The organism is Streptomyces sp. N35 (assembly GCF_016464295.1).
Classification (GTDB): Bacteria; Actinomycetota; Actinomycetes; order Streptomycetales; family Streptomycetaceae; genus Streptomyces.
Genome location: NZ_JAEIMH010000162.1, coordinates 2,970 through 7,804 on the forward strand (window position 1 = coordinate 2,970; position 4,835 = coordinate 7,804).

The following is a 4,835-nucleotide window of genomic DNA, read 5'->3' on the forward strand; positions in this document are numbered from 1 at the left end:
GGCGGGGGGGGCCGGCCCCCGCGGGGGGGGGGGGGCCCCCGTCCGCCCGTTTCTTACTGCTCCCGTGTGCGCCGCTCGAGGCGGAAGAGCCGTATCTCCCGGTCCACTCGCTGCTGGTAAGTGGCGTACGGCGGCCAGAACTTGAGGCACTTCTCCCACACCGCGGCCCGCTCGTCGCCTTCGAGCAGCCGGGCCGTGACGTCGATGTCCGTGCCCTTCCAGCTGATCTCCGCGTCCGGGTTCTTCAGCAGGTTCACCGTCCATACGGGATGTCCTGGCCGGCCGAAGTTGGAGCCGATGAGCACCCAGGTGCCGTTGTCCTCCTCGGGCATGCACGCCAGCGGAGTACGGCGCGCAATGCCGCTCTTCGCGCCCTTCACCGTGAGGATGACCCCCGGCAGCATCTGCGCGCTGAGCATCACCTTGCCGCGCGTGAGCTTGTGCACGGCCCGGTCCATCGCCGGTACGAAATGCGGACCGACCTTCATGAACAGCTTGCTCGACGAGACCTTCTGCATGAGCTTGACTCCGGGCGGCATCAGACCGCGACCTCCTCGGCGACGAACAGACCGGCGTGGTCGGCCGCATGGGCGCGCAGCCGGTGCACGGGCCCGAAGAGCAGTTCGTCGCTCGCGGCCCGCTTGAAGTACAGATGCGCCTCGTGCTCCCAGGTGAAACCGATCCCGCCGTGCAGCTGGATCGCCTCCCCCGACGCGGTCCGCAGCGCGTCGAGCGCCTGCGCGAGCGCGAGCCCTCCCACGCGTTCACCGTCATCGCGCACGGCGGCCCAGGCCGCGTAGTAAGCGGCCGAACGCGCGGCCTGCACGGCCACGTACACATCCGCGAGCCGGTGCTTCACGGCCTGGAACGATCCGATGGCCCGCCCGAACTGCTCGCGCTGCTTGGCGTATTCGACGGTCCGCTCGAGCGCGCGGTCGGCGGCTCCTACGGCTTCCGCGGCGAGTACGGCGGCGGCGGCGTTCCCGGTCGCGGCGAGCGCCTCGGCGACCACCGCGGCGTCGTCGGGGCCGAGCAACTCGGCGGCGGTGTCCCGCAGTTCGATCCTCGCCTGCGGCCGCGTCTCGTCCAGGGTCGTCTGCCGTACGCGGACGACGCCCTCGCTCTGCGCACGTACGAGGAAGAGGAGCGTACGGGAGCGGGCGAAGCCGCCCGTGTGCGCGGCGACGAGCAGCAGATCGGCGGTGTGCCCGTCGAGGACCTGCTCGGCCTGCCCGTACAGCCGCCAGCTGTCCTCGCCACAGCGCGCCTGCACCCCGCCCGCGCGGCCGCCGCCCGCCCAGTCGCCCTGATTGGCGCCGGCAAGACCGAGCGCGGTCGCGAGCGCGGCGCCCGGGACGGCGAGCGCTGCGGTCAGCGCACCCTCGGCGATCCGCGGCAGCAGCTCGCGCCGCTGCTCCTCGCTGCCGAGCCGGCGGATCAGGGGCAGCGCGAGCGCGGCCGTGGAGAGCAGCGGGGAAGGCAGCAGCACACGTCCCGTCTCTTCGCAGGCGAGGGCGAGTTCGGTGGTCGTGCAGCCGACCCCGCCGTGCTCCTCGTCGAGGGCGAGGCCGGGCAGGCCCAGCTGGGTGGCGAGGGTGCGCCACAGTTCGTCGTCATGACCGGCGGGGGTGCGCGCCGCCGCCTTGACCTCGTCGGGGCCTGCGCGCTTGGCCATGAGCTCGCGCAGCGTACGGCGGATTTCGTCCTGCTCGGCAGTGAACGCGGCGTCCATGAGCGGGCTCCTCCCCCGGGTCCCCTCTGGCGGCCCCGGATCTGACGGCGCGTCATGTTAGGACTTGCGCGGCCAGATGCACAGGGGCGGAGGGCGCTTTGTCGGCTCCGGTCCGCTCCCGCGCCGTCAGCAGATCTGCCCGGGCTCCTTCGCGGTGGCCCTCAGCAGGTCCCTGACCAGGTCGTAGTCCACCTTGGCGGCGCTGCGGAAGCGCAGGCATCCCTTGCCCATGTTCTGCCCTTCGAGCCTGGCCGCGAAGGCTTCGCGCACGTCGGTGCGCATCAGATAGAAGGAGATGTACTGCTTCTGGCTGGCGAGCGCGATCTCCTGGCCGCCGCCCGCGCGTACGTAGCCCGGCATCCCGTACGCCATGACCTCCTCGAACCCCGCGAGCTCGGCGCGGCACAGCTCCCGCAGCCGCGTCATCGCCGCGCGCCGGCTGTCGTCCTCGATCTCCCCGAGGTAGGCGTCCACGTCCCGGGCGTCGCTCTGCACCATGGTCCGAGCATCCCCGGTGGTTGGCCGGCGCTCAACCGGATACTCGCGCGGCATGACATCGACGGGGAAGCGGCGCGAGCCGGACGGGCCGGACGGGCCGGCAGAGGGGCGCGAGCCGGAGGGGCCTGTGGAGCGGACCGGGCCGGAAGGGCCTGTGGAGCGGACCGGGCCGGACGCGGAAGTGGAGCGGACCGGGCCGGACGCGGAGGTGGAGCGGCGGGCGCCGGATACTCCGGCGGGTCTGCCCAAGGGGTCATGGTGGCTGGTGGTCAAGGGCACCGTGAAGGAGTTCCAGAAGGACGAGCTGGCCGACCGGGCCGCGGCGCTGACGTACTACGGGATCCTGGCCCTGTTCCCGGCGATGCTCGCGCTGATCTCCCTGCTCGGGGTCCTCGGGAAGTCCGCGTCGCAGGAGGTCCTCGACAACATTCAGAAGCTCGCTCCGGGGGCGGTGCGGGACATCCTGAGCACCGCGGTGGAGCAGCTGCAGGGCAAGTCCGGGATCGGCTCGCTGATGGCGATCCTGGGTCTGCTGCTCGCCGTGTGGTCGGCCTCCGGCTATGTGGCCGGGTTCATCAGGAGCGCCAACGCGGTCTATGACATGCCGGAGGGCCGCCCCCTGTGGAAGGTGCTGCCCGTCCGCGTCGGCGTGACGGTGGTCCTGATGGTGCTCACGGTGGCCAGTGCGGTGATCGTCGTGTTCACCGGCGGACTGGCCGAGCAGGTGGGCGGCGCGCTGGGCCTGGGCGACGAGGCTCTGTCGGTGTGGTCGATCGCGAAGTGGCCGGTCCTCGTGATCATGGTGATGATCATGATCGCGATCCTCTACTGGGCGACGCCCAACGCGAAGGTGCGCGGGTTCCGCTGGATCACGCCGGGCAGTCTGCTGGCGCTGGCGATCTGGATGCTCGCCTCGGCCGGGTTCGCGCTGTACGTGGCGAACTTCGCCTCGTACAACAAGACATACGGCACGTTCGCCGGCGTGATCATTTTCCTGGTCTGGCTGTGGATCACGAACGTGGCGATCCTGCTCGGCCTGGAGTGGGACGCGGAAATGGCCCGCCAGCGCGCCGTCGCGGGAGGCCATCGGGCCGATGACGAGCCGTACGTCCAGCCGCGCGACACCCGGGCGTGGGACGAGGAGGACCGCCGCCGCCTCGAGAGCTGACAGACCGGAACACACGGACGACCGATATCGACACCCGCCTTCTGGAGACGCCGATGAAAGCCTCGAAAATCGTCTACAAACCGGTCGGCATGGCCCTGGGCGCCCTGAGCGGCGTCCTGGCCGGCGCCGTTTTCAAGGAGGTCTGGAAACGCGTCGCGAACGAGGAGGACGCCCCGGACGCCACCGATGAACACCGCAGCTGGCGCGAGGTCCTCACGGCGGCCGTCCTGCAGGGCGCGATCTTCGCCGGCGTCAAAGCGGCCGTCGACCGCGGCGGCGCCACCGCCACCCGCCGCCTGACCGGCGTCTGGCCCGGCTGACCTCCGCCGGCCACCTCTGCCCCTCGGTCCCAGTCGGCCACCTCCACCCCCTAGGTCCCCAGTCGGCCACCTCCACCCCCTAGGCCTCCGCCCCGACCTCCAACCCCTGCCCCGCCCACCAAATCTGATGTACCGTCAGATTCATGTCCACCGTCATAACCAGCGCCCCCCGGCGCAAAGTAGCCGTGGCCGGAATCGCCCTCTCCGACTGCGGCAAGGTCGACGACGCGACCCCCTACGCCCTGCACGCCCAGGCCGCCCGCAGGGCCCTGAAGGACTCCGGGCTCGACAAGGGCGTCATCGACGGCTTCGCCTCGGCAGGGCTCGGGATCCTCGCCCCCGTGGAGGTGGCCGAGTACCTGGGGATCAAGCCCACCTGGGTCGAATCCACCTCGGTGGGCGGCTCCACCTGGGAGGTGATGGCCGCCCACGCCGCCGACGCCATCGCCGCCGGACACGCCAACGCGGTCCTCCTCGTCTACGGCTCCACCGCCCGCGCCGACATCAAGGCCAGGCGCCGCACCTCGAACCTCTCCTTCGGGGCCCGCGGCCCCCTCCAGTTCGAGGTCCCGTACGGCCACACCCTCATCTCGAAGTACGCGATGGCCGCGCGCCGCCATATGCACGAGTACGGCACGACGCTCGAGCAGCTCGCCGAAGTCGCCGTACAGGCCCGGGCGAACGCCGCCGCCAACCCGGACGCGATGTTCCGCGACCCGATCACGGTGGACGACGTGCTCGACGGCCCGATGATCGCGGACCCGTTCACGAAGCTGCACTGCTGCATACGGTCCGACGGCGGGGCGGCCGTGCTCCTGGTCGCCGAGGAGTACGTGGCCGACTGCGCCAAGGAACCGGTCTGGGTCCTCGGGGCCGGCGAGCACATCTCGCACACCACGATGTCCGAGTGGGAGGACTTCACCGTCTCGCCCGCGGCCGTCAGCGGAAGGCTGGCCTTCGAGCGGGCCGGTGTCACCCCGGCCGACATCGACGTCGCCGAGATCTACGACGCCTTCACGTATATGACGCTCGTGACCCTCGAAGACCTCGGCTTCTGTGCGGAGGGCGAGGGCGGCGCGTTCGTCGAGAAGGGGCGGGTCACGCTCACCCGGGGCCT

At 71.1% G+C, this 4,835-nt stretch carries 6 protein-coding genes; 3 read left to right on the plus strand and 3 right to left on the minus strand.

Annotation, left to right across the window (positions count from 1 at the left end; genetic code table 11):
• Window positions 1-53 precede the first annotated feature (53 nt).
• The 3 genes from JAO81_RS41105 to JAO81_RS41115 form a co-directional block, all read right to left on the minus strand.
• On the minus strand, window positions 54-539 hold the full coding sequence (locus JAO81_RS41105) for a nitroreductase family deazaflavin-dependent oxidoreductase (RefSeq protein ID WP_199553126.1): 486 nt from the start codon (window positions 537-539) through the stop codon (window positions 54-56).
• Window positions 539-1,732, minus strand: a complete 1,194-nt coding sequence (locus JAO81_RS41110; protein WP_199553127.1) for an acyl-CoA dehydrogenase family protein — start codon at window positions 1,730-1,732, stop codon at window positions 539-541. Before JAO81_RS41110 ends, JAO81_RS41105 begins: the two co-directional genes overlap by 1 nt.
• Window positions 1,733-1,858: 126 nt before the next feature.
• Complete coding sequence (locus JAO81_RS41115) at window positions 1,859-2,230, minus strand: DUF1801 domain-containing protein (protein ID WP_199553128.1); 372 nt, start codon at window positions 2,228-2,230, stop codon at window positions 1,859-1,861.
• 52 nt (window positions 2,231-2,282) lie between these two features.
• Between JAO81_RS41115 and JAO81_RS41120 the strand changes: the two genes are divergently transcribed.
• From JAO81_RS41120 to JAO81_RS41130, 3 genes are all read left to right on the plus strand, one after another.
• Window positions 2,283-3,398: a YihY/virulence factor BrkB family protein gene (locus JAO81_RS41120; protein WP_199553129.1), complete on the plus strand. Its 1,116-nt coding sequence runs from the start codon at window positions 2,283-2,285 to the stop codon at window positions 3,396-3,398.
• A 53-nt stretch (window positions 3,399-3,451) separates the two neighbouring features.
• Window positions 3,452-3,718 (plus strand): DUF4235 domain-containing protein, encoded by a 267-nt coding sequence (locus JAO81_RS41125; RefSeq protein ID WP_165333065.1) that lies wholly within the window; start codon window positions 3,452-3,454, stop codon window positions 3,716-3,718.
• Window positions 3,719-3,861: 143 nt separating this feature from the next.
• Window positions 3,862-4,835: acetyl-CoA acetyltransferase (locus tag JAO81_RS41130; protein ID WP_199553130.1), on the plus strand; the 974-nt coding region annotated here is incomplete at its 3' end.